The 22464-nt window shown below is 72.8% G+C and carries 21 protein-coding genes; 11 read left to right on the top strand and 10 right to left on the bottom strand.

Annotated elements, in window-relative coordinates; translation table 11 throughout:
• Nucleotides 1-554 precede the first annotated feature (554 nt).
• The 4 genes from ACZ6QO_RS03060 (at nucleotide 555) to ACZ6QO_RS03045 (ending at nucleotide 5028) form a co-directional block, all read left to right on the top strand.
• Nucleotides 555-1610 (top strand): PucR family transcriptional regulator, encoded by a 1056-nt coding sequence (locus ACZ6QO_RS03060; RefSeq protein WP_465847086.1) that lies wholly within the window; start codon nucleotides 555-557, stop codon nucleotides 1608-1610.
• A gap of 244 nt (nucleotides 1611-1854) precedes the next feature.
• Nucleotides 1855-3216, top strand: coding sequence for an extracellular solute-binding protein (locus ACZ6QO_RS03055; protein WP_465847085.1), 1362 nt, complete (start codon nucleotides 1855-1857; stop codon nucleotides 3214-3216).
• Entirely contained in the window at nucleotides 3213-4136 is a 924-nt protein-coding gene (locus ACZ6QO_RS03050; protein WP_465847083.1) for a carbohydrate ABC transporter permease, read from the top strand. The genes ACZ6QO_RS03055 and ACZ6QO_RS03050 overlap by 4 nt, the downstream gene beginning before the upstream one ends.
• A 1-nt stretch (nucleotide 4137) precedes the next feature.
• Nucleotides 4138-5028, top strand: a complete 891-nt coding sequence (locus ACZ6QO_RS03045; RefSeq protein ID WP_465847081.1) for a carbohydrate ABC transporter permease — start codon at nucleotides 4138-4140, stop codon at nucleotides 5026-5028.
• 109 nt (nucleotides 5029-5137) lie between these two features.
• Here ACZ6QO_RS03045 and hutI read toward each other — a convergent pair whose 3' ends face one another.
• The 8 genes from hutI to ACZ6QO_RS03005 all read right to left on the bottom strand — a co-directional run bounded on the left by hutI (nucleotide 5138) and on the right by ACZ6QO_RS03005 (nucleotide 14909).
• Complete coding sequence (hutI, locus tag ACZ6QO_RS03040) at nucleotides 5138-6325, bottom strand: imidazolonepropionase (protein ID WP_465847079.1); 1188 nt, start codon at nucleotides 6323-6325, stop codon at nucleotides 5138-5140.
• 251 nt (nucleotides 6326-6576) lie between these two features.
• Nucleotides 6577-7770 (bottom strand): TolB-like translocation protein, encoded by a 1194-nt coding sequence (locus tag ACZ6QO_RS03035; RefSeq protein ID WP_465847077.1) that lies wholly within the window; start codon nucleotides 7768-7770, stop codon nucleotides 6577-6579.
• Complete coding sequence (locus ACZ6QO_RS03030) at nucleotides 7767-8303, bottom strand: RNA polymerase sigma factor (protein WP_465847075.1); 537 nt, start codon at nucleotides 8301-8303, stop codon at nucleotides 7767-7769. Before ACZ6QO_RS03030 ends, ACZ6QO_RS03035 begins: the two co-directional genes overlap by 4 nt.
• Before the next feature lie 68 nt (nucleotides 8304-8371).
• Nucleotides 8372-9706, bottom strand: a complete 1335-nt coding sequence (locus ACZ6QO_RS03025) for a formimidoylglutamate deiminase (protein WP_465847074.1) — start codon at nucleotides 9704-9706, stop codon at nucleotides 8372-8374.
• A gap of 106 nt (nucleotides 9707-9812) precedes the next feature.
• Nucleotides 9813-11042, bottom strand: a complete 1230-nt coding sequence (locus ACZ6QO_RS03020; protein ID WP_465847072.1) for an allantoate amidohydrolase — start codon at nucleotides 11040-11042, stop codon at nucleotides 9813-9815.
• A gap of 119 nt (nucleotides 11043-11161) precedes the next feature.
• Nucleotides 11162-12832: a urocanate hydratase gene (hutU, locus tag ACZ6QO_RS03015; RefSeq protein ID WP_465847070.1), complete on the bottom strand. Its 1671-nt coding sequence runs from the start codon at nucleotides 12830-12832 to the stop codon at nucleotides 11162-11164.
• Between the two features lie 123 nt (nucleotides 12833-12955).
• Nucleotides 12956-13792 (bottom strand): MurR/RpiR family transcriptional regulator, encoded by an 837-nt coding sequence (locus ACZ6QO_RS03010; protein WP_465847068.1) that lies wholly within the window; start codon nucleotides 13790-13792, stop codon nucleotides 12956-12958.
• 670 nt (nucleotides 13793-14462) lie between these two features.
• A complete protein-coding gene (locus ACZ6QO_RS03005; protein WP_465847066.1) occupies nucleotides 14463-14909 on the bottom strand; it encodes a hypothetical protein in 447 nt (148 codons plus the stop codon).
• A gap of 99 nt (nucleotides 14910-15008) precedes the next feature.
• Between ACZ6QO_RS03005 and ACZ6QO_RS03000 the strand changes: the two genes are divergently transcribed.
• From ACZ6QO_RS03000 to ACZ6QO_RS02980, 5 genes are all read left to right on the top strand, one after another.
• Nucleotides 15009-15698, top strand: coding sequence for a response regulator transcription factor (locus ACZ6QO_RS03000; RefSeq protein WP_465847065.1), 690 nt, complete (start codon nucleotides 15009-15011; stop codon nucleotides 15696-15698).
• A 4-nt stretch (nucleotides 15699-15702) separates the two neighbouring features.
• Nucleotides 15703-16980 carry a sensor histidine kinase gene (locus tag ACZ6QO_RS02995; RefSeq protein WP_465847063.1) on the top strand — a complete coding sequence of 426 codons (1278 nt, stop codon included), beginning with the start codon at nucleotides 15703-15705 and terminating at the stop codon, nucleotides 16978-16980.
• Between the two features lie 92 nt (nucleotides 16981-17072).
• Nucleotides 17073-17453: a PepSY domain-containing protein gene (locus tag ACZ6QO_RS02990; protein ID WP_465847061.1), complete on the top strand. Its 381-nt coding sequence runs from the start codon at nucleotides 17073-17075 to the stop codon at nucleotides 17451-17453.
• A gap of 142 nt (nucleotides 17454-17595) precedes the next feature.
• Nucleotides 17596-19122: an aromatic amino acid ammonia-lyase gene (locus ACZ6QO_RS02985; protein WP_465847059.1), complete on the top strand. Its 1527-nt coding sequence runs from the start codon at nucleotides 17596-17598 to the stop codon at nucleotides 19120-19122.
• A 121-nt stretch (nucleotides 19123-19243) separates the two neighbouring features.
• Nucleotides 19244-20008: a DUF72 domain-containing protein gene (locus ACZ6QO_RS02980; RefSeq protein WP_465847057.1), complete on the top strand. Its 765-nt coding sequence runs from the start codon at nucleotides 19244-19246 to the stop codon at nucleotides 20006-20008.
• A gap of 263 nt (nucleotides 20009-20271) precedes the next feature.
• Here the strand turns inward: ACZ6QO_RS02980 and ACZ6QO_RS02975 are convergent, their stop codons facing one another.
• Together ACZ6QO_RS02975 and ACZ6QO_RS02970 are read right to left on the bottom strand one after the other, a co-directional pair.
• Entirely contained in the window at nucleotides 20272-20610 is a 339-nt protein-coding gene (locus tag ACZ6QO_RS02975) for an XRE family transcriptional regulator (RefSeq protein ID WP_465847056.1), read from the bottom strand.
• The gene (locus tag ACZ6QO_RS02970; protein ID WP_465847054.1) at nucleotides 20607-20990 is read right to left on the bottom strand and encodes a type II toxin-antitoxin system RelE/ParE family toxin; all 384 of its coding nucleotides are present in this window, start codon (nucleotides 20988-20990) and stop codon (nucleotides 20607-20609) included. The genes ACZ6QO_RS02975 and ACZ6QO_RS02970 overlap by 4 nt, the downstream gene beginning before the upstream one ends.
• Nucleotides 20991-21109: 119 nt before the next feature.
• On the opposite strand from ACZ6QO_RS02970, the gene ACZ6QO_RS02965 reads away from it, so the two are divergent.
• Together ACZ6QO_RS02965 and ACZ6QO_RS02960 are read left to right on the top strand one after the other, a co-directional pair.
• Nucleotides 21110-21259, top strand: a complete 150-nt coding sequence (locus ACZ6QO_RS02965) for a DUF397 domain-containing protein (protein ID WP_465847052.1) — start codon at nucleotides 21110-21112, stop codon at nucleotides 21257-21259.
• A gap of 155 nt (nucleotides 21260-21414) precedes the next feature.
• Nucleotides 21415-22326: a helix-turn-helix domain-containing protein gene (locus tag ACZ6QO_RS02960; protein ID WP_465847051.1), complete on the top strand. Its 912-nt coding sequence runs from the start codon at nucleotides 21415-21417 to the stop codon at nucleotides 22324-22326.
• The last annotated feature ends 138 nt before the right edge of the window (nucleotides 22327-22464 follow it).

The raw sequence follows: 22464 nt of genomic DNA, 5'->3' as shown, positions 1-22464 counted from the left end.
CGCCGGTCCGGATTCCTCGTCGCCTCCGCACGACCGGTCCTGCGGCCCGGGTTTCGATGCCGATCAGATCGGGCACGGATGCCTTCCTTCCATTGCACGGGCGGCCTGTGTCCGCAGGCGGCAGGGGTGAACCCTCGGCGGAGTGGCGGCCATTGGCACAGCGGCGACGGCAGCACAACAGTAGGTAGCGCCGCCCGAACTCACGTAGCGCGGACCGGATTCTTCATCATTCTTCACGAAGTTCGGTAAATCTATTGACCACACGCTCGCCGTCGGCATCGGGAGCTTCGTGATGTCACGTAAGCGGACACCGGTAATCCGCATTTCGGACTATTCCGGCCAGGGTGGCCTATGTCAGGACTTGATCTGTAGCATCCCTTGCGACCCGCGTCCCTGACCGACCGAGGGCTCACATGGGAAACTTATTCGGCGTGCTGCGCAATAGGCTTGACGCCAACGCCCGTCATGCGGTGGAAGTCTACGCACGGGAACTGTCCGAATACCGCATGATGTCAGCGGCCTCCCGCGGGCGCAGCTCTTTAATGGATTTCGCGGTGATCCTGCGCCGCCGCATGATCTCCCTCGCCGAGGACGACCAGCCCTTCGACGATCAGGACCTCGCCTACATAGCGTCGGTCGGCAGGGAGCGCGGCGAGACGGGCGTGTCCCTGGCCTCCCACCGGCGGGTGCTCGTCCTGCACTCCAGCCTCACGCTCAGCGAGATCAAGGACGCGGCCGGCCCCGACGACCTGGACGCCCTGATGCAGACCCTCGGCTGGGTCGCGCCCCAGGGGGTGATCGCGCAGAACGCCTACACCCGCGGGTACATGGAAGGACAGCAGCAGCACCTGCCCCTGGTCACCCGCGTCCAGCTCCTCGCCAAGATGCTCCTCGCCGACGACCCGGCCGCCCCCGACCTGGCCGACAACATCTGTATGCCCGTCCCCGAGCGCTACCTGGTGACGGTCGTGCGCGTCGCGGGCCGGCCGTTCCGCTGGGCGGAGCGGATGCGGGACGAGATCGTCGACACGCTGGTCGGGGCGCACCGGATCCCCCTGGCCTGGCCCTCCCGCGGGGAGTTCGTGGCGCTGGTGCCGGAAGGCGGCGGCGCGCCGGCGACGGCGACGGACCGCGCACTGGCCCTCGCCCGGGAGTTCTCCATGGCCATCGGCCGGCCCTGCTCGGCCGGCTCGGCCTCCGGGCGCGTCCACGCGCTGGCCGGCGCGCTCTCACTGGCCCGTCAGGTGAGCCAGGTGGCGCCCGTCCAGAAGGTCCCGCGCCGCGTCCACGGCATGCAGGACGTGTTCGTCGAGCTCGGCGCGGTCCAGCTTCCCCAGGTCGACGAGTGGCTGCGCGGGATGGCCCGCCGGCTGGGCGCGGGACCCGACCTGCTGACCACCCTGGAGGTCTACTATCGCTGTGACATGAACCGGCTGCTCACCGCGGCCGCCCTGCACATCCATCCCCGCACGCTCGACTACCGCCTGCGGCGGGTCCGCGAGCTGACCGGCCTGAACCCCGGTTCCACCCACGGCGTGCGCATCCTGAACACCGCCGTCACCCGGGTGCTGTCCGGGGGCTGGCCCGAACAGGCTCCTGACATGAGCTAACGCAGTCCCGAACATTTCGGAATGTTTCGATGTGATGAAAGCGTGTCTTGACAGGCCGACATGCGGAAATCTAGATTGGCGAGCCCGTCCATAATGTCGCATACATATCGAAAAGTTTCGGCGAGCCGCCTCCAAATGAGTAGCTGACCGGCAGCGAATGTCGCCGGTCGCGCGGCCCGCCGACCGCCGCATCGACGCCCATGGAGCCGCGGCCGGTCCGCGGTGCTCGAGTACGGAGATCAGCGTGGAGCCCAGGTCAACATCCCGCCGCACCTTCCTCAGCCTCTCGCTCGGCCTGCCCCTCGGAGCCGCGCTCGCGGCCTGCGGCACTTCCGGGCCAGGCACGAGCGGCGGCGCCGGCGGCGCCGGCGGCAGCGGCGGGGGCAACGGCCCCAAGGCCACTTACTGGTACCTGTCCACGCAGCCCGCGGAGGGCATCCGCAAGGCGGTCGTGGACCGGTTCAACCAGGCCAACCCCAACGGCCAGATCACCGCCACGCCCTTCCAGAACGACGCCTACAAGACCAAGGTCAAGACGGCGATCGGCGCCGGCCAGGCGCCCACGCTCATCTTCGGCTGGGGCGGCGGCACCCTGCGCAGCTACGCGCAGGCCGGCCAGGTCGACGACCTGACCCCGTGGCTGGAGCAGAACGCCGCGGTCAAGGACCGGCTGTTCGACTCCGCCTTCGCCGCCGGCACCATCGACGGCAAGGTCTACGCGCTCCCCATCGAGCGCGTGCAGCCGATCGTCATGTTCTACAACAAGAAGGTGTTCGAGCAGGTCGGCGCCAAGCCCCCGGAGACCTGGGGCGACATCATGGACCTGGTGCCCAAGTTCAACGCCAAGGGCATCGCCCCGTTCTCCCTGGCCGGGCAGTCGCGCTGGACCAACATGATGTGGCTGGAGTTCCTGTACGACCGCATCGGCGGTTCGGAGGTCTTCCAGGCCGTGTTCGACGGCGAGAAGGACGCCTGGAACAACCCGGCCTCCCTGGAGGCCCTGGCCAAGGTGCAGGAACTGGTCAAGGCCGGCGGCTTCATCAAGGGCTTCTCCTCCATCACCGCCGACTCCAACGCCGACCAGGCGCTGCTGTACACCGGCAAGGCCGCGATGATGCTCCACGGCACCTGGTCCTACGGCGTCCAGAAGGACCAGGGCGGTGACTTCGTGCCGAGCGGCGGCCTGGGCTACATGAACTTCCCGCCGATCGACGGCGGCAAGGGCGACATCTCCGACACCGTCGGCAACCCCGCCCAGTACCTGTCCATCTCCTCCAAGGCCACCCCGGAGGAGAAGGAGATCGCCAAGAAGTTCCTCGCCACCGGGCTGTCCACCGACCAGGAGGTCAAGGACTGGATCGACAAGGCGGGGTCGGTGCCGATCGTCAAGGGCACCGACAGCCTGCTGGCGGCCTCCAAGGACGCCGAGTGGCTGAAGTTCCAGTACGACATCGCCAGCAACGCCAAGGTGTTCGCCCAGTCGTGGGACCAGGCGCTCAGCCCGACGGCGGCCGAGGTGCTGCTGGACAACATCTCCAAGCTCTTCCAGCTGTCCATCTCCCCCCAGCAGTTCGCGACCAACATGAACGCGGTCATCGGCAAGTGAGCACGCTCGCGGCCCCCGCCCCGCGAGGGAACCCGTCCGCCGCCACGCGCGGCGGGGAGCGCTCCCTCGCGTGGCTGGCCCTGCCCGCCCTGCTCGTCTTCGTCGCGTTCGCCGTGATCCCGCTGATCGGCGTCCTGCTGCTCAGCTTCACCACCTGGGACCAGGTCGGCGTCATCCAGCCGTCCGGCCTGACGAGCTGGCGCGCCGTCCTGTCCGACCCCGGGCTCCCGCACGCGCTGTGGGTGACGTTCCTGGTGGTGGCCGCCTCCTGGGCCGTCCAGACGCCGATGAGCCTGCTGCTCGGGGTGTTCCTGGCCGGCGCCCAGCGCTACCGCGCGGTGCTGGCGGTGCTGTACTTCATCCCGCTCCTGCTCAGCTCGGCGGCCATCGCCGTCGCCTACAAGGCGCTGCTCGACCCGAACTTCGGCCTCGGCGCGGGGCTCGGACTCGATCTGCTGCGCCAGGACTGGCTGGGAGAGGGCCATCTCGCCTTCAGCGTGGTGATCTTCGTGGTGTCGTGGCAGTACATCCCGTTCCACTCGCTGATCTACCAGGGCGGGGTGCGGCAGATCCCGAAGTCGATGTACGAGGCCGCCGAGATCGACGGCGCCGGGCGCGTCCGCACGTTCTTCAGCATCACCCTGCCGCAGCTGAAGTACACGATCATCACCTCCTCGACGCTCATGGTGGTGGGGTCGCTGACCTTCTTCGACCTGATCTTCGTGCTGACCGCCGGCGGCCCGGGGGACGCGACCCGCGTGCTCGCCCTGGACATGTACAAGCGGGGTTTCCAGGCCAACCTCATGGGCCCGGCCAGCGCGATCGCCGTCATCCTCGTCCTGGTCGGCCTCGTTCTGGCGCTGCTGCTGCGCCGGCTCGGCGGCGGAAACGACAGCACCAGCCAGATGGACGGAGCCTGACATGGGGACGACCGTCGTCGAGGCCCCCGACCGCACGGCCGAGCGCCGCGACCAGGGCCGCGCCGGAAAGCCGACCCGCCACCGCAACTGGCTGGGCGGCGCGGCCGGCTGGCTGTGGCTGGTCATCGTCATCGTGCCCATCTACTGGATCGTCATCACGAGCTTCAAGGCCCAGTCGAGCTACTACGCGGCCAACCCGCTCGCGCCCCCGCTCGAACCGACCCTGGAGAACTACCGGGCCGTCATCGAGGCGGACTTCGCGCAGTACTTCATCAACAGCGTCATCGTCACCGCCGGCGCGATCATCCCCGCGGTGGCCTTCTCGTTCATGGCCGCCTTCGCCATCGTGCGCAGCGGCGGCGGCCGCTTCCTGAGCGGGGTCAGAGGGCTGTTCATGATGGGCCTGGCCATCCCGCTGCAGGCGGTGATCATCCCGATCTACCTGATCATCATCCGGCTCCAGCTGTACGACACGCTGACGGCGATGATCCTGCCGTCGATCGCCTTCGCCATCCCGCTGTCGGTGCTGGTGCTGGCCAACTTCATCCGCGACGTGCCCAAAGAGCTGTTCGAGTCGATGCGGATGGACGGCGCGAGCACGTGGGTGATCCTGTGGCGCCTGGCGTTCCCGCTCACCCGGCCGGCGGTGGTGACGGTGACGATCTACAACGGGCTGCACACCTGGAACAACTTCCTGCTGCCCCTGATCCTCACCCAGGACCCGACCAAGCGGACGCTGCCGCTGGCGCTGTGGACCTTCCAGGGCGACCACGGCGTCAACGTCCCGGCCGTGCTGGCCTCCGTGGTCCTGACCACCCTGCCCATCCTGGTGCTGTACGTCGTCGGCCGCCGCCAGCTCCTCAGCGGCCTCACCGCCGGCTTCGGCAAGTAGCCCCGCGCCACCCCGGCGGGCCGCGCACCCGCCCATGACGAAGCCCCGACGGCACCGGCCGCCGGGGCTTCGTCCGTACCTGGGGAGCGGCGGCGCGGGCGCGCCGCCCTCACCCGGACGAGGACGCCGCCGGCCGGCCGTCCTTCCAGACGCGCGTCACCAGGGGGACGCCGGGGCGGTAGGACAGGTGCACGTGCGAGGGGGCGTCCAGCACGACGATGTCGGCGCGCGCGCCCGGCGACAGGCGGCCCACGTCGGTCCGGCGCAGAGCGCGGGCGCCGCCCATGGTGGCCGCCCACACGGCCTCGTCGGGCGTCATGCGCATGTCGCGCACGGCCAGCGCCACGCAGAACGGCATGCTCGTGGTGTAGCTGGACCCCGGGTTGCAGTCGGCGGCCAGCGCCACCGTGGCCCCGGCGTCGATGAGCCGGCGCGCGTCCGGGTAGGGGGAACGGGTGGAGAACTCTGCGCCCGGCAGCAGCGTGGCCACCGTGTCGCCGCCCGCCAGCGCCTCGACGTCGGCGCCGGTCAGATGGGTCAGGTGGTCGGCCGAGGCGGCGCCCAGCTCGACCGCGATGCCCACCCCCGGCCCGGCTTCGAGCTGCCCGGCGTGCACGCGCGGCACCAGGCCTTTCGCCTTGCCCGCGGCGAGGATCGCCCTGGTCTGGTCACCGTCGAACGCCCCGCGGTCGCAGAAGACGTCGATCCACCGCGCGTGCGGGGCGCACGCGTCGAGCATCGCCCCTGCGGCCAGCTCGGCGTAGGCGTCGGGGTCGCCGGCGAACTCCGGCGGCACCACGTGGGCGCCCAGGTAGGTGACCTCGTCGGTGTGCTCGGCCGCCAGGCGCAGGCTCCGCGCCTCGTCCTCCACCGTGAGGCCGTATCCGGACTTGCACTCGATCGTGGTCGTGCCCGAACGCAGCGCCTCGGCGACCAGGCGGCGCACGTTGGCCCGCAGCGCGTCGTCGCTCGCCTCGCGCGTGGCCGCGACCGTGGTGCGGATGCCGCCTGCGGTGTAGGGGCGGCCGGACATCCGCGCCTCGAACTCGCGGGTGCGGTCTCCGGCGAACACCAGGTGGGCGTGGCTGTCCACGAACCCGGGGATGACCGCCCTGCCGCCCGCGTCGTACCGCTCGTCCCCCGCGCCCTCGGGCAGGCGCGTCCTTCGGCCCGCCCAGGCGACGCGCCCGTCCTCGACGAGCAGCGCGGCGTCGTCCACGACGCCGAGAGGCCCCCGGCCGAGGCCGGGGTCGTTGGTGACCAGCGCCCCGATGCCGTCGATCACGAAGCCGCTCATGCCCGCCCCGCCCGCGCCCCGGACCCGCTCATCCCCGCCCCGCTCGCACCATGCGGCCCGGACCCGCTCATCCCCGCCTCGCTCGCGCCATGCGGCCCGTAACCGCCCTCGGCGTCCATCTCGCGCTCATCTCCCGCACTCGCTCCCCTGCTCACCCCGGACCCCGCCGGCACCACCATGATCTCCTACCCCCGGGTGACGGCGCCGCCGGGCCTGCCCGGACCGGCGGCCTGCGCCTTCCCCGGCGCGTCTCACCGGCCGGCGGCGGCCAGGTCGACCAGAACCTGGGTGCCCCGCCCCGTCCGGTACCAGAACACGCCATCCTGGAGGTAGAGGGTGGGAGAGGCCTTGTCGCCCCGGCGCGTCGGCGTCGGGAACAGCAGGCCGGTGCGTCCGGTGGCGAGGTCGTGCACGGCGCTCGCCCCCTTCCCGGCGCGGTTCTTCTGGCCGATCAGGACGAAGCGTCCCGAGTAGAGCTCCCCGTGGGCCGTCCCCGGCAGCTCGCGCAGGCCGGTTCCGTCGCGGCGCCACGTCTCCCGGTTGTTGTGGCACCAGCTCACCCCGCAGGCCTCCCACGACGATCGCCCGGCGGGAGGGACCGCGTCCCTGAGCTCGCCGGTGACCACGTTCTTCAGGTGCTCCGTGGGACGCGGGACGGTCGTGTCCGTAGGCGCGTCCCGCGAAGGCCACCCGGCCCACGGCCATTCGACCAGTTTGAAGCCCTTCGTGCCGCTGATGAGGGAAGCGCCGCCGCCCGTCAGCGGGGCCCGGTAGACGCCGCCGCCGGACGGCGACCACACGGCCATGCCGTCGGCGATGGCGAGGTCGATCCCGTGGTAGGAGCCGTCACCGGTCAGCGCGGCCGTGACCGAGGCGATCCGGCGCGGGACGCCGCCGGTGACCGGCACCGTCCAGATCTCCGTCCTGCGGTCACGGTACACCGACCACGCCACGTACCCGTCGCCGGCGACCGGCGGCCCGTCCATCGTGTTCGGGTCCGTGAGCGACGCGATCCTGGTGAACCTCCGCCGGTCCAGGTCGTAGGACCACAGCCCGTCGAGCCGGTTGCGGGTGAGCCCCCGCCCCACCACCACCCGGTCGCCGGCGAACGCGCTGGGCTCGAACACCCTGCCGCCCGGCCCCGTGACCGGGATCTCGTGCACCGCGCCCGGCCACACCTGCTTGATCGGCGGCGCGAGGGGGCCGATGTGGGGTGTCGGATATGCCGGGGTCACCGCGGGTACGGGTCGCGCGACCGTGACCGTGCGCGTCCCCACGAACGTGCCCACGGCCACGGCCGCCATCGCGGCCGCCACCGCCACCGGCGCCCGCCACCGGCGCTCACGCGGGCGCGGCGCGGGCAGGGTGCGGAACTCCCCGTCGTCCCGCACGGTCTCGGCCTTGGCGGCCAGCGCGTCCCTGAGCCGGTCCTCGATGCTCGTCATGCCTTTCCTCCCAGTTCGCGCTGCAGTCTGTCCAAGCCCCTTGAGACGGTGGACCGCACGCTGCTCTCCCCGATGCGCGTCGCCCGGGCGATGTCGGCGTCGGACAGGTCGAGGTAGTAGCGCAGGACGAGGACCTCCCGCTGCCGCCTGGGCAGCCGGTCGAGCGCGGCGAGCATCTCCTGCCGCGACTCTCCCAGCAGCGCGGCCGTCTCCGCGGAGTCCACCGTGCCGGCCATGTCCGCCGGGTCCGCCGTCCGCGCCCGCGTCACCCGGGCGGCCACGCCGCGCCTGCGCAGCGCCGAGCGGGAGGCGTTCAGCACGCAGACGCGGACGTACGCCAGGGTGCAGGTCTCAGGGCGCTTGGCGTGCAGCCGGGAGAAGACGTCCTGCACGATGTCCTCGGCGCTCTCCCGGTCGCCGACCAGCAGCATGGCCAGGCGCACCAGCGAGAGCCGGTGGTCGCCGTACAGGGCCGCCAGCGCCGTGGCGGCCCCGGGCGGCGAGGGCGCGCGAGCGGCCGTCTTGTTGTCCATGCCTTTACAACGCCTCCCGCCCCCGATCCGCTGCATCGCCGGACGGCGCGGCCCGTACGCGCCGGTCGTCAGATGAGCGGGGCGATGGCCGAGGACAGGGCGGCGGGGACGTCGGGGACGGTCAGGTGGCGGCCGTCGGCGACGATGAGCCGGCCGGCCACGACGACGTCGCGGACGTCGGCCGCCGTGGCGGCGAACACCACCGTCTCCACCAGGCAGTCCGGCGACCAGCCCGCCGTCCGCACGGTGTCGAGCGCGAGCGTGGCGAAGTCGGCCGGGGCGCCCGCCTCGATGCGGCCCGCCTCCGGCCAGCCGAGCGAGGCGTGCCCGCCGGAGGTGGCGGCCCGGAGCAGGTCGGCGGCCCGCCAGTGGCCTCGGCGCCGGGTGGCCAGGCGCTCGTCCATCTCGACGCCGCGCGCCTCCTCCAGCAGGTCCACGACGGCGTTGCTGTCGCTGCCGAGCGAGAGCGGCGAACCCGCCTCCGCGAGCGCGCGGGCCGGGCCGATGCCGTCGGCGAGGTCGCGTTCGGTCGTCGGGCACATGCACACGCCCGTGCGGGAGGCCCCGAGCCGGTCGACGTCGGCGGGGGTGAGGTGAGTGGCGTGCACGGCCGTGGACGCCGGGCCGAGGGCGCCGTTCTCCTCCAGCAGCTCCGCCGGAGTCCGGCCGTAGGCGGACAGGCACGCCTCGTTCTCGGCGACCTGCTCCGACAGGTGGAAGTGCAGCGGCGCGCCCCGGTCGCGGGCCCAGCCGGCCACCGTCTCGACCTCCTCGGGCGGCACCGCGCGCACCGAGTGGATCGCGGCGCCGACGCGTGCGTGCGGCCCGCCCTCCAGGGCCGAGACCCGCCGCGCCCAGGCGGCGGCGTCGCCGTCGCCGAAGCGCAGCTGCGGGCCTTCGAGCGGCATCCCGAAACCGCCGCGCAGATAGCAGGCGTCCAGCAGCGTGACGCGGACGCCGGCGTCCGCCGCGGCGGCGATCAGCGCCTCCCCCATCACGTTGGGCGAGGCGTAGGGCCGTCCCCCGTTGTCGTGGTGGACGTAGTGGAACTCGCCGACGCAGGTGACGCCGGCCATCGCCATCTCGGCGTACACGGCCCTGGCGAGGGCGTGGTAGCCGTCGGGGGTGAGGCGGGCGGCGGCGCGGTACATCCGCTCGCGCCAGGTCCAGAAGGTGCCGCGCTCGCGCTGGGTGCGCCCGCGCAGCGCCCGGTGGAAGGCGTGCGAGTGGGCGTTGGCGAACCCGGGGACGGTGACGCCGCGCAGCCGTACGGCGCCGGGCGGCGGCGAGGACTCCCCCTGGCGGACGACCGTGATCCGGCCGTCCCTGACCTCGATCACCACACCGGCGACCGCGGCGTCCCCGCCCAGCCAGGCGTGGTCGGCGTAGAAGACGGTGGTCATCGGCGCCGACGTCCTCTCGCGGCCGCGATGCCCGTGGTGCCAGGGTGGCCATGGTGGCCGGGATGGCCGGCGCGGGAGTGCGAAGCCGTGCGGCGCGAGGGAACCCTCAGTGGCATGCGAGGTCCTCAAGGACGGCGGCGAGGGCCTCGACGCCGGCCAGGCAGTCCGCGGTCTCCGCGTGCTCGGCGGGGCTGTGGCTGACGCCGGTCGGGTTGCGGACGAACAGCATCGCGGTCGGCGCGTACGCCGACAGGATGCCGGCGTCGTGCCCCGCGCCGGTGGGCAGGGTGGGGACGCCGCCGAGGGCGGCCGAGAGGCGCTCGCGCAGTTCGCCGCCGAACCGCACCTCGGGGGTCCAGGACTCCTCCGCGACCTCCACCCGGACGCCGTGCTCGGCGGCCGCCGCCTCGGCGGCGGCGGTGACCTTGACCACCAGCTCGCGAACGGTCTCCGCGTCGGGGGCACGGCCGTCGAGCCAGGCCTCGACCTTGGACGGGATCGCGTTGGTGCCGTTGGGGTCGACCATGACCTTGCCGAACGTCGCCAGCGCGCCGAGCCGCAGCGCGGCCTGCCTGGCGGCCAGGACGGTGGCGGCGAACGGCTGCATGGGGTCGTGCCGGTCGGCCAGCCGGGTGGTCCCCGCGTGGTCGGCCTTGCCGTGGAAGGCGCACCGCCAGCGGCCGTGCGGCCAGATGGCGCCGGCCACGCCGACCGGCGCGTCCAGGTCGGCGAGCCCGCGTCCCTGCTCGATGTGCAGTTCGACGAAGGCGCCGATGCGGCCCAGGGCCTCCTCGTCGCGGCCCAGCGCGTCCGGGTCGGCGCCGGCCGATCGCATGGCCTCGTCGAGCGTCACCCCGTCGGCGTCGCGCAGCGCGCGGGCGTCCCCGGGGGCGAGCACCCCGGTCAGCAGGCGGCTGCCGACGCAGGCCACGCCGAAGCGGGCGCCCTCCTCGTCGGTGAAGTCGACCACCGCGATGGGACGCTCCGGCTCGACGCCCCGCTCGCGCAGCAGGTCGACGGCCAGGAACGCCGAGACCACGCCGAGCGGCCCGTCGAAGGCGCCGCCGCCCGGGACGCTGTCCAGGTGGCTGCCGGTGACGATCGCCCCCGGGCCGGGGGTGCCCCACCAGGCCCATTCGTTGCCGTTGCGGTCGCGTTCGCACGTCATGCCCCGGGCTTGCGCCTGCTCGCGGAACCACGCGCGCAGGGCGAGGTCCACCGGCGTCCACGCGAACCGGCGGTAGCCGCCGGGGGCCGCTCCGACGCCGGCGAGATCGCGCCACATCCGCTCGAAGCGCGGACGGAGCGGTCCACCCTGCCCGTCCTGCACACTCATCGGCCCGCCGCAGGACGCGCTCGCCACACCTTCCCGAGCCTCCCCGGAACCCGCGCCCGCGGTCCCTCTCGCCCCGCCGGAAGCCCCGTCCGCGGTTCCTCTCTCCTCGCCGGGAGTTGTCACCTCGCCGCCTCGCCCGCCATGGGGACGGGCACGCCGCGTTCGGCGGCGACCTCGGCGGCGCGGTCGTACCCGGCGTCCACGTGCCGGATGACGCCCATGCCCGGGTCGTTGGTCAGGACGCGTTCGAGCTTCTGCGCGGCGAGAGGCGTGCCGTCGGCGACGGCGACCTGCCCGGCGTGGATGGACCGGCCGATGCCGACGCCGCCGCCGTGGTGGATGGACACCCAGGACGCGCCAGAGGCGACGTTGACCATGGCGTTGAGCAGCGGCCAGTCGGCGATCGCGTCCGAGCCGTCGAGCATGCCCTCGGTCTCGCGGTACGGGGAGGCCACCGAGCCGCAGTCCAGGTGGTCGCGGCCGATGACCACGGGCGCCCGCAGCTCGCCGGAGGCGACCATCTCGTTGAACCGGGCGCCCGCCTTGTCGCGCTCGCCGTACCCGAGCCAGCAGATGCGCGCGGGCAGCCCCTGGAAGGCGACCCGCTCGCCGGCCAGCTTGATCCAGCGGGCCAGCGACTCGTTCTCGGGGAACAGATCGAGGATCGCCCGGTCGGTGGCGGCGATGTCCCGCGGGTCGCCCGACAGGGCCGCCCACCGGAACGGGCCCCTGCCCTCGCAGAACAGCGGCCGGATGTAGGCCGGCACGAAGCCGGGGAAGTCGAAGGCGCGCGCGTAGCCGGCCAGCTTGGCCTCGCCGCGGATGGAGTTGCCGTAGTCGAACACCTCGGCGCCGGCGTCCATGAAGCCGACCATGGCCTCCACGTGCCTGGCCATCGACTCGCGGGCGCGCACCGTGAAGGCCGCAGGGTCCTTGGCGGCCTGCTCGCGCATGTCATCGAACGCCATGCCGGCCGGCAGGTACGACAGCGGGTCGTGCGCGGAGGTCTGGTCGGTGACGATGTCGATCGGGGCGCCCATGGCGAGCATCTCGGGCAGCACCTCGGCGGCGTTGCCGAGCAGGCCGATGGACAGCGGGCGGCGAGCCTCGCGGGCCTCGGCGGCAAGACGCAGCGCGTCCGCCAGGTCGCCGGCCTGGACGTCCAGATAGCGGTGCTCGATGCGCCGGGCGATGCGCGAGGGGTCGCAGTCGACGCAGATGGCGACGCCGCCGTTCATGGTGACCGCGAGCGGCTGGGCGCCGCCCATCCCGCCGAGCCCGGCGGTGAGCGTCACCGTCCCGGCGAGGGTGCCGCCGAACCGCTTGGCGGCCACGGCGGCGAACGTCTCGTAGGTGCCCTGCAGGATGCCCTGCGTGCCGATGTAGATCCACGACCCGGCCGTCATCTGCCCGTACATGGTCAGGCCGAGGGCCTCCAGCCGGCGGAACTCCTCCCAGGTCGCCCAGTCGCCGACGAGGTTCGAGTTGGCGAGCAGCACGCGCGGCGCCCACTCGTGGGTGCGCATGACGCCGACCGGGCGGCCGGACTGGACCAGCAGCGTCTCGTCCTGCTTGAGGCCCTGGAGCGTGCGGGCGATGGCGTCGAAGGACGGCCAGTCGCGCGCCGCCTTGCCGGTGCCGCCGTAGACGACCAGCTCGTCGGGGTGCTCGGCGACCTCGGGGTCGAGGTTGTTGTGCAGCATCCGGAACGCGGCCTCCTGCTGCCAGCCTTGGCAGGACAGCTCGGTGCCACGTGGAGAGCGGATCACCCGCCGGCCCTGGTCGCTCATCGCCCGTCATCTCCTCGCTGCGCCATCGTCCCCATCCTCGTCATACCTGCTCACACCCATCCCTATGTCTTCCCTGCGTCCCGCATCACCCCGGCCGCCGTCGGCCGGCCGTCAGTCGGGTAATCAGTCGGGTAAGAAGAGGCGGCGCTCGGCGGCGCTGTTCTCGAACTCCTCGATGGACGCCTGTTCCGGCGTCGGCAGCGCCCCGAGCATCGCGTGGACCAGCGCCGCGCACAGCACGCTCGGCGCGGCCTGCGAGTCGAAGGCGAACCGCGAGCTCACCGGCGCCGCCAGCACCGCGTCCGCGTGCTCCGCCAGCGGGCCCACGGCGTGGTCGGTCACCAGCGCCACCCGCAGCCCCGCCCGCCTGGCCCACACGAGCCCGTCACGCAGCTCGCGCGGGTAGCGGGGCAGCCCGAAGGCGAGCACCCACGCGGCCCCGGCGTCCGCCGCCCGGCTGAGCCGGTCCTCCATGGTGGACCCGGGGGCATCGATGACCCGGACGTCGGGGTGCGCCTTGGACGCAAGGTAGCCGAACAGGTGCGCCAGCGGCGCCGACACCCGCAGCCCGAGCACGGGGAGCGGCCGGGAGGCCGCCAGCGCACCGGCCACCTCGGTGAGGCGGGTGGTGTCGGCGAGGCCGTCGCGCAACTGCTCCAGGTTGCGCAGCTCGGACTCGATCATGGCCTGTACCGGGTTCAGCGCGGCGGGCGCGGCCGGGACGTCCTGGCCGTCGCGCAGCGCGGCCCGCAGGTGATCGCGGAACTCGGGGAAGCCGGCGAAGCCGAGCGCGAAGGCGAAACGGGTGACCGACGGCTGGCTGATGCCGACCGCCTCGGCGATGTCGTTGCCGGTCAGGAACACCGCCTCGTGCGGGCGTTCCATGAGGTGACGGGCGATCCGCCGCTGAGAGGGCGACAGCCGGTGCCCCTCGACGAGCTCCTGCAGCCGCGCGGCCACCCGCGACGCGTCCTCGCCCCCCACCGCCGCAGCCCCCGAAGCACCCACACCCGGAGCAACCGTTCCCGGCTCGACCGCGCCTGGGGCAGCCCCCTCCGAGGGACCCGTCCCTGGAGCACCCATACCGGGGGCGACCGTTCCCGGCTCGACCGTTCCCGGGGCCGCAGCCGGAATCGTCTCGGAAGCCGCACTCGGAGTCCCGCTCATCCGCGCCTCCCCTACGCCCGCCGCCCGTCGCCCCCGCGCGTTACGCGTCCGGCCTCTTGCCACGCTTCGGCCCATGGCGCATATACCTGTGCGCACGCGCCGCCGAAAGCAAACTTTCATGCACGATCGCCGATGAATGTTCCTATGTCAAGCGGCGAAGGCCTGCCGCCACGGCAGCCCGGTCTCTTCCTTCAGAGCCGGGACCCTCACCGGCCAGAGGCTGCCCACTCCGCCGGCTCCGCCCGGGCAAGGCTCGAACCATTTAGTGCGGTGTCCACGAGCGTTCGCCGGGCCGGCCGCCGTAAGGGTGGCGCCGGTTTCGCCGTACCCATGAACGGCCGCTTCGGCGCCAGAAAACGCATCCACGGGGGCGACGAGATCTTCGGCACGGTCAAGGTAAATGAACACCGCAGCACCACAAGGCGCAGTCGTTCGGATAGGCGCGATACCGCCCCGGGGAGGTTCAGTCGTGTTCTTGATCCTGGGTGGCTGACATTTCGGGGGTGTCCTGCCGGCAGGCGACGTTCACCTTCACGGTGCGGGTGTCCGACTCGAACTCCAGTGAGGCGGTGGTCGCGGGGCCGGCGGTCACGTCGTCCACGGCGTACCCCTGGGCCGGGCTCCACGAGACCAGCACGGCTCGGCCGTCCTCGCAGGCCGCCACGACGGAGCCCCCGTCCGTGGTGAACGCGCGGGCCCGGGCGGGCGGGGTGCCGCCGGGCGTCGCGGACCAGCGGGGGGCGGCGGTGGCGGTGGACAGAGCGCGCGCCACGTCGGCGCGGCTCACCGGCGTCACCACCCGGTCGGACAGGCCCTCCCCGAGCAGCGAGACGGCCCAGGTGCTGATGACCGTGGTCAGGCCGGCCACGACGACCCACCCGAGCACGGCGAGCTGCGGTCGGCGGTTCATGCTCCCCAGCCTGCCAGCCCGCTCCCACCTCGGCGACCCCACCCGCCCGCCGGCCCCTCGACGGGCGGAGGGCGCCGGCGGCGGCTGTAGCGTGTGCTCGTGGCGCAACTGCTGCTGATCGAGGACGACGCCGCCGTGCGGTCCGCGCTCATGCGCGCGCTCACCGAACGCGGCCACGCCATGAGCTCGGCCGACTCGGGGATGTCCGGCCTGCGCATGGCCGTCGACGAACGCCCCGACCTGGTGATCCTCGACCTGGGCCTGCCGGACGTGGACGGCTACGAAGTCGTCCGCATGCTCCGCGCGGTGAGCCCGGTCCCGCTCATCGTCGCTACGGCGCGCGACGACGAGCACGAGATCGCCAGGGTCCTGGACGCCGGAGCCGACGACTACCTCGTCAAGCCCTTCGGCGCGGTCCAGCTCGACGCGCGCATCCGCGCGGTGCTGCGCCGTCTGCGAGGCGACGAGGAGGAGGCCGGACGGCCGCTCATCGTGGGCGCGCTGCGCGTCGACCCGCGCAGCCGCGAGGCCAGCGTGGACGGCCGGGTCCTGGACCTGCGGCCGAAGGAGTTCGACCTGCTGTGCTACCTCGCCGCCCGCCCCGGGGAGGTGGTCGGCAAACGGGAGCTGCTCACCGAGGTGTGGCAGGTGCCCTATGGCGGCGCCGACAAGACGGTGGACGTCCACCTCTCGTGGCTGCGCAACAAGCTGGGCGAGTCGGCGCAGGAGCCCCGGTACGTGCGGGTGGTGCGCGGCGTCGGCATCAAGCTCGTGGACCCGGAGCGGTGAGACGGTGAGGCGGCGCCTGCTCGCGCTCGTGGCCTCGACGGTCTCGCTGGCGTTGGTCGCCTTCCTGGTGCCGCTGGCCCTGCTGGCCATGCAACTGGCCGCCGACCGGGCCACCGCCGACGCCCTGGTGCGCGCGCAGTCGCTCGTGCCCGTGGTGTCGGCCGGCGGCGAGGAGACCGTGGCCCTGGCCGTCGAGCAGGCCAACAACGACGACGGCTCGCCCGTCACCCTCTTCCTGCCCGGCGGCGCCGTCGTCGGCGCGCCGGCCGCCCCGTCCGACGCGGTCCGGCTGGCCTTCACCGGGCGCAGCCTCACCGCCGAGGCGACCGGCGGCCGGGAGATCGTCGTCGCGGTGCAGGGACGCCCCGGTGGCACGGCCGTCGTGCGCACCTTCGTCCCCGACGCCGAGCTGACGCGCGGCGTCGGCCGGGCGTGGCTGATCCTCGGGCTGCTCGGGCTCGGGCTGCTCCTCATCAGCCTGGCCGTGGCCGACAGGCTGGCCCGCTCGCTGATCCGCCCCATCGCCGGGCTCGCCGGCGTCTCCCACCGCCTGGCCGCCGGTGACCTGACGGCCCGGGCGGTGGCGCAGGGGCCCTCGGAGATCCAGGACGTCACGGCGGCGCTCAACCATCTCGCCGGCCGGATCCGCGAGCTGTTGGCGCAGGAACGCGAAGGCGTGGCCGACCTGTCGCACCAGCTGCGCACGCCGCTGACCGTACTGCGGGTCGAGGTGGAAGGCCTGCCCGCCTGCGAGCAGACCGCCCGGGTGGCCGCCGCGGTGGAGGGGATGGAGCGCATGGTCACGCGGGTCATCCAGGAGGCCCGCCGTTCCCGGCACGAGGCGTCGGGCTCGTGCGACGCCGCCGAGGTGATCGCCGGGCGGCTGGATCACTGGTCCATGCTGGCCCGCGAACAGGGACGCCGCGTCGACCGCGACGTGGCCGGGCCTCCGCTCCGCGTCGGGCTGCCCGAGGAGGCCCTTGCGGTCTGCGTCGACGCCCTGTTGGAGAACGTCTTCGCCCACACGCCGGAGGGCACGGCCTTCGCCGTCCGGCTGCGTCCCCGGCCGGACGGCGGCGCCCTGCTGGAGGTCTCCGACGAGGGCCCGGGGTTCGCGGCCGGCGAGCCGTCCGGGCGCGGGGTCAGCGGCGGGAAGTCGACCGGTCTCGGGCTGGACATCGTCCGGCGGGCCGCCGGCCGCTCGGGCGGATCCATGACGCTCGGCCCGGGGCCCGGGGGTGGCGCCGCCGTCACCGTCGTACTCGGCCCTCCGTCGCGTTAACCCGGCGTTAGCGTTCCGCAGACGCCGCGCTATCCCTCGCTCCGGCAGCCTCACAGGTGTTCAGAGAAACCTCGATCGCACCGGAGGCTCGGATGCGCAAGTCAATGATCATCGCCGGTCTGGCCGCGGCGGCCACGCTCACCGCCGGCGGAGTGGCCCTCGCCGCCCAGGAGGACGCCTTCTCCCCCACGCCCTCCCCCTCCGCCTCGGCGTCCGCCCCGGCCGTGTCGCGGGAGGAGGCCGAGAAGACGGCCCTGGCGAAGGTGCCGGGCGGCACCGTGACCTCGGCCGAACTCGACACCGAGAACGGCAAGCAGGTCTGGGACTTCGAAATCGCCGCCACCGGCGGAACCGAGCACGACATCACCGTCGACGCCACCTCCGGCGCAGTCCTGACCAACGCGCAGGACGATGACGCCGACGAGGCCGACGACGCCGATGACGACACCGACGAGGCCGACGACGACGACTGACGGCCCGCCGCGGAGCCGGACCGGGGGGCGGCCGCCCGGTACCGGCGCCTGTGAGCGGGCATGGCCGTCGAGCCGCCGCCCATTGCTCTGATCGTCCTCTGGCCTGGAAAGGGCCAGTAATGTGGGCCTTGAGGGCTCATATATGACATTACGGACTATCACCCTGGACGGCTCCCGGACCGGCCCGGCCGACATCGCGCGCATCGCGCGGGGCGGCGCGCCGGTGCACCTGGCGGCGGACGGCCTGGAGCGGGCCGCGGCGGCCTTCGAGGCGGCAGGTGAGATCGCGCGACGCCGGCCCGTCTACGGGCGGACCACCGGCGTGGGCGCGAACCGCACCCAGCAGGTCGCGGCGGCCGACGGGGACGCCCACGGGTTGCGCCTGCTGCGCAGCCACGCGGGCGGCGCCGGCGCCCGCATACCCGCCGAGCAGGCACGCGCGATGATGGCCGTCCGGGCGAACCAGATCATGGCCGGCGGAGCCGGGCTGCGCCCCGCATTCGCCGAGGCGCTGGCCACCGCCCTCAACTCCGGGCACCTGCCGGAGGTCCACGAGTTCGGCGCCATCGGCACCGGCGACCTGACCGCCCTGGCCGAGACGGGCCTCACACTGATCGGCGAACGGCCCTGGAGCGGCGGGCGGGGCGAGCCTCCCGCACCGATCGCCCTGGCGGCCGGCGACGCGCTCGCCTTCTGCAGCAGCAGCGCGCTGACCATCGGGCAGGCGACGCTGGCCTGGGCGGACGTCGCGCCGCTGCTCCGCGCCACCCACGTGGTCGCCGCTCTCTCCCTGCTGGCGGTGGACGGCGGCTTCGAGCCCTATGACGAGCGCGTGCACGCCGCCCGTCCGCATCCCGGCTCCGTCGAGGTGGCCGCCCAGATGCGCCGCCTCCTCACCCCGGCGCCCCCGCGGGCCGACGAGAACGCGCCCACCCGGATCCCGCGAACCGGACAAGGCGAAGAGGCGCCCTCCCCGGCGCCGGCGGCGCGGATTCAGGATCCGTTCGGGTATCGGTGTCTGCCGCAGGTGCACGGGCCGGCCGTCGAGGCCGTGGCCGCGCTCGAACGCGTCCTCGGGGTCGAGATCAACGCCGCGGCCGAGAACCCGCTGATCTCCGCGGCCGGCGGCACCGTCCACCACCACGGCGGCTTCCACCAGGCCCCCCTCGGCCTCACGCTGGACAACCTGCGGGTCGCGCTCCTGCACACGGCGCACCTGTCCACCGCCCGGCTGGCGACGCTGGTCGAGCCCGCGTTCACCGGCCTGCGCCCCTTCCTGGCCGACGCCGCGGCCGGAAGCTCGGGCGTCATGATCCTGGAGTACGCCGCGAACTCCGCGCTGGCCGAGCTGCGCAACGCGGCCATGCCGGCGGCGCTGGGCCACGCCGTACTGTCCCGTGGCGTCGAGGACCACGCCGCCTTCGCCTCCCAGTCGGCCCGGCAGACGCTCCGGGCCGCCTCGTCCTACCGCCTGGTGCTGGCCTGCGAGCTGGTGGCCGCCGTCCGGGCGCTGCGCCGGCGCGGCCTCGGTCCCGCCACCGCCGCCACGCCCGCCGGTGCGGCGTACATCCTCGCCGCTGCGCGCCTCGACCCCCGCGACGAGGACCGTCCCCTCACCGCCGACACCGAGACCGCCGCGGCCCTTCTGGACACCTTCGCCGCGATCTGACGACGGACGGCCGGGCCGAGCCGAGATTAGACGCGCTGGGAGGAGTGACCGTTCGTCCGAAGTCACATGGGCCCGGACCGCCGGGGAAGGGGGAAAGAGGAGGAACGAAGCGGAGGCTCTGATGCTGCTGGTGGGGACCTCGGGGTGGCAGTACAAGCACTGGCGCGACGTGCTGTACCCCGCCGGGCTGCCGCAGCGGGTGTGGCTGGAGCGGTACGCCGAGTGCTTCGGCACGGTGGAGAACAACAACGCCTTCTACCGGCTGCCGTCGCGCGAGACGTTCGAGAGCTGGCGCGACCGCACCCCTGAGGGGTTCGTGATGGCGGTCAAGGCCAGCCGGTTCCTCACCCACATCAAGCGGTTGAAGGACCCCGAGGAGCCGGTCCGGCGGCTGATGGACGCGGCCGAGGGGCTCGGCCCCAAGCTCGGGCCGATCCTGGTCCAGCTCCCGCCGAACCTGAAGGCCGACCCCGAACGGCTCGACGCCTGCCTGGGCCGCTTCCCACGCCATGTGCGCGTGGCCGTCGAGCCGCGCCACGACTCCTGGTGGACGGGCGCGGTGCGCGAGGTGCTGACCGCCCACGACGCCGCCCTGTGCTGGGCCGACGTCCTCGGCCGTCCGGTGACCCCGCTGTGGCGCACCGCCGGGTGGGGCTACCTCCGCCTGCACCAGGGCCGCGCCCACCCGTGGCCGGCGTACGGCGAGGCGTCGCTGCGATCGTGGCTGCACCGCGTCGGCGACGCCTGGGACGCCGGGGAAGACGTCTACGTGTACTTCAACAACGACCCGAACGGCGCCGCCGTCCGCAACGCCGCCCACTTCGCCGACCTGGCACGCGCCAAAGGCCTCCCCGTCACCCGCACCCCGCCGGCCCCGCCTTCCTGACCTCTCGCCCCGCCCGGCGGACGACCACAGGCTCATATGGCTCCTGACCCCAACGGGCGCGCAGCAGCCGCCCTGTTGTCCCGTCCTGGACGAAGCGGCGCCATGCGCTCCGCGGCGCGGCGCTCCTCACGGATCATGCTCACCGTGGACGTCGGACCGTGGACTTGCCAGCCCCTTCGGCGCCCGGCCCCGGACGGTGCCGTTCCAGATCAGGTGAGCGTGCCGGCGCTGGGACACCCGCCTCGGTCTTTCCAGGACCCGAATCAAGCCACGGTGTACTCCGTGTCACCGAACTCCGCGACCACGCGAAGCCGTCCACCGAGAGCCGCGACATAGGAGCGCAAGGTGGCCACCTCGATGTGGTCGACCTCTCCGTGTTCGATAGCGGAGACTCGTGGCCCGGAGACGCCCATGCTTGTGGCGACGTCCCGTTGGGTCAGATCTTGCTCGCGCCTGATCTCTGCGAGCTTGTGCGCTCGCACCTCCGCCGCGAGTCTTTCCATCGCGGCCTCTTTTTCGGAATCCGACCGCAAGGGCAACCCTGAAGCTCGGCGCTGCTCTCGCGCCCGCCGCTTCACCTCATCCCAGTTCGCCGCGCTCATTCATACTCCCTGCTTGCCAGCTCCGCCACGTGCGCCGCATACCGCTTTTCCGCCAGCGGTACATGGGTGTCATACCATCGGCCCCAGTCGCCGGCCTTATCCCCTGCAACGAGCAAGACTGCACGGCGCATCGGGTCGAACGAGAACAGGATGCGGATCTCGCTCCCTTTCGATGACCCCGGCCGCAGCTCCTTCAGATGATGGTTCTCGGCTCCTTTGATCCGGTCGACCAGTGGCCGGCCAAGGGTCGGCCCCACCCTTGACAGCATGTCGATGGCGTCTTCGACCTGCTCAGCGCTGTCCCAATCGTCCCGACACAACTGGTCGTACCAGTCGGCCACCTCGACGACCAGGACGACCTCCCATCCAGCCTCCTCCATAGCTTAACCCTGGCATTAAATTAGCAGCAAGATGGGGCCATTCTGGTCACAGAAGCAAGCGGGCGATCCGATGAAGAGATGAAGTCCTCGCGCAGCAGGTCGTCAACCTCGGCCTCCGTATGCGGTCGCTCAAGTCGTCGGCGTCGCCGACCGGAGGGCGGGTCGGGCTGCGCGACACCGAGGCCCCGGAGAAGGCACCCTTTGTCGTCAGCGCAAGCGCCTGGGACGCCTTCATCGACGGCGCCAAGAACGGCGAGTTCGACTTCTAGCCTCGGGACGCCATGGCGGGCGTCGGCCATCGCCGCGGGTTTCCACAGGAACCGGCGGATGAGGCCGTCGGGTGCCGCGCGCTCATGGCCGGGTGGCCTGAGGAAGTAGGGCGCCGGTTGACTCTCGGGTGGGGCGAGGGTGCAGGGTCGGTGCCGTGAGCGAGAGCGCGGAGCTTTACACCGTCGGCAGTATCGCGCGCCGTACGAACCTGTCGGTGCACACCATCCGGTTCTGGTCGGACATCGGCGTCGTACCCCCGACGGCCCGATCGGCGGGCGGGTACCGCCTGTACGACGCGGCGGCCGTCGCCCGATTCGACCTGGTCCGGACGCTCCGCGACCTCGGCATCGGCCTGGAGACCGTCCAGGCGATCCTGACGAACCAGGTGTCGGTCGCCGAGGTCGCCAAGGCGCACGTCCGTGCCCTCGACGCGGAGATCCGCACCCTGAGACTGCGCCGCGCCGTGATGAACGGCATCGCAGAGCGCGGCGGCACCATAGAGGAGACCGTGATGACGCACGAACTCGCCCGGCTGTCGGCCGCCGAACGGCAGCGGGTCATCGACGACTTCGTGGCGGAGATCTTCGCTGGGATCGGCCCGCGGGAGGACGCCGCCATCGTGGCGGAGTGGATGCGGGAGCTCCCCTCCGAGTTGCCCGACGAGCCGGACGCCCGCCAGATCGACGCGTGGCTGGAACTGGGCGAGCTGGTCGCCGACGAGGGTTTCCGGGCCCGGCTGCGGCGCATCGTCTTGAACGGGGTCTCCGGACCGCCGATCGAGGACGGCTTCGACCTGAGGCGGCGGGTGCTGGAGGAGGCCGGCCAGGCCCTGGCCGGAGGAACAGCCCCGGAAACGGCGGCGGGCAAGGAGGTCCTCGACCGTATCGTGGAGCCTGACCTACCGGCGGCGGAACGGGGCGAGCTGCGCGAGCGTCTTCGGACGCTCGCCGATGTCCAGGTGGAGCGCTACTGGCACCTGCTGGCCATTCTCGGCGGTCGCGACCCGGGCCCGTCGGTCATCCCCGCGTTCGACTGGCTCATCGCCGCCATGCGCGCCCACAGCTGACCCCACACGGACCGCGAGCCGGCAACCGCCACGTTGACGCCGGCTCCGATGCGATCGTCGGCATCTCCACCACCTGATCGCGAGGGTGGAGCACCTCGGGCGGGATGCCTCGTTCTCACGGCCCCGGAGGGCGAAAGC

This window comes from Sphaerisporangium sp. NPDC049457, from assembly GCF_055586705.1.
Note: the sequence above shows the minus strand (reverse complement) of the source record. Positions and strands in the feature narration are given on the sequence as shown.